Here is a 1,767-nt window from a genome sequence, read left to right as displayed (position 1 = left end):
CCCGGCGGTGACGCTCGCCTCGGCCGCCACGAACCCGTCCGGGCGCACGAGGTAGAGCCGGTCCGAGCGGAGCCGCCCCGCCGCGGGCGGGAAGACGTGGTGCTCGAGGCCGAGCGATGCGGCGACGCCGCGCACGAGCTCGGCCGGCGCGCCGTACCCGTGCACCTGCCACCGGAACGAGCGCAGCGCATCGAAGTTCGATGGGTCGCCTCCGGTGTACGGCAGCCGCTTGCCCACGACGTCGTCGCGCACCTGGGAGCGCGAGGGCGTCCGCTCGGACATCCGGTACCTGATGCGGATCTGCGAGATGAGGCCGAACACGCGGTCTCCACCGAGGATCCGCGGGAGCACCGGCGCGAGCAGGCGTCCGACCGTCGGGACCATGCGTCCGCGGACGGCGTGCGCGAGGCGCGACTCCGACGTCACGTTCGCGAACAGTCGGTCCGTCGTGGCGACGAGCTTCAGCGCGACCGGCCGTCGCTCCGTCTCGTACCGGTCGAGGCGCGCGGGCGGCATCCCGCCGACGAGCACGTCGCCGAGCGCGTTCGCGAGGTTGTGCGCGTCCTGGAGGCCCGTGTTCATGCCCTGGCCGCCGACGGGAGAGTGGATGTGCGCGGCGTCGCCGATGAGGAAGCACCGCCCGTCGCGGAACCGGGCCGCCACGCGGTGGTGGAGTCGGTAGGTCGCGAACCAGGTCGACGAGCGGTAGCCCACCGTGAACCCTCGTGCCAAGCGCGAACGGAGCAGCTTCTCGGACAGCTCGTCCGCTCCCTCGAGCTCGGTGTCGCGCACCACGCCCAGGATGCGGTGGTGCCCCTCCCCACCCATCGGGAACGACAGCAGCAGGTCGTCGGGCGCGAAGCGGACGTTCACCCAGCCCTCGACGAGGCCGCTGACGCCGATCGCGTCCGCCACGAAGAACGTGTGCTGGTTCGTCACGCCCTCGAAGGGGATGCCGTGCAGCTCGCGGACGGCCGAGTGCGCGCCGTCGGCGCCGATGACGTGCCGCGCCTCGACGACGACGCGGCCGTCGGGGCCGTCCAGGGTGGCCGAGACCAGCGACGTCTGCGACCGCAGCGCGACGAGTCGGTGACGCCAGCGCACCTCGCGCCCGGACTCGGCGAGCGCATCGACGAGCAGGCGCTCGTTGCGGCTCTGCTCGAAGACCGTGAGGTCGGGGAAGGGCGTGAGTCCCTCGCCGAACCGTCGCAGCGGGATCCGCCCGAGCTCGCGGTGCCGGAACCCGAGCACCGCACCGCGTGCCTCGGCGCGGCCGGCGAGGACGCGGTCGGCGAGCCCGAGCTGGTCGTACAGCTCCATCGAGCGCGCCTGCACGAGCAGTGCGCGCGACTCGTGGGTGGGGCCGTCCTTGCCGTCCACGACGATCGCGTCGACGCCGCGACGCGCGAGGACCACCGCGGCCATGAGCCCGCTCGGCCCCGCGCCCACGACGAGCACGTCGGTGCGGAGGATCTCGGGTTCCGCCATGCTCCCAGCCTGTCACCGCCCGATCGATGACGGAATGCGTCGGCCCGGCGCGGCCCGGGATGCCATGCTGTCGCCGTGACCCACCCCCTCGTCATCGTCCCCGGCATCGGTGGCTCCGGTCCGCTGCACTGGCAGTCGCGCTGGGAGGCGGCCCTGCCCGGCGTGCTCCGGATCGCCCCGGCGTCGTGGGACGAGCCCGAGGTCGCCGACTGGGTCGCCGCGATCGACCGCGCGGTCGCGGCGAGCCCGACCCCGCCGCTGCTCGTCGCGCACAGCCTG

2 protein-coding genes are annotated in these 1,767 nt (G+C 73.9%); one reads left to right on the top strand and one right to left on the bottom strand.

Annotation, left to right across the window (positions count from 1 at the left end; genetic code table 11):
- Nucleotides 1-1,488, bottom strand: a 1,488-nt coding sequence (locus ESO86_RS16385; protein WP_129235896.1) for an FAD-dependent monooxygenase, incomplete at its 3' end; no start/stop codon positions are given.
- Between the two features lie 75 nt (nucleotides 1,489-1,563).
- Between ESO86_RS16385 and ESO86_RS16380 the strand changes: the two genes are divergently transcribed.
- A partial coding sequence (locus ESO86_RS16380; protein WP_165308153.1) for an RBBP9/YdeN family alpha/beta hydrolase occupies nucleotides 1,564-1,767 on the top strand: 204 nt, incomplete at its 3' end.

The sequence above is a fragment of the Agromyces binzhouensis genome (assembly GCF_004135055.1).
Taxonomy (GTDB): Bacteria; Actinomycetota; Actinomycetes; order Actinomycetales; family Microbacteriaceae; genus Agromyces; species Agromyces binzhouensis.
Note: the sequence above shows the minus strand (reverse complement) of the source record. Positions and strands in the feature narration are given on the sequence as shown.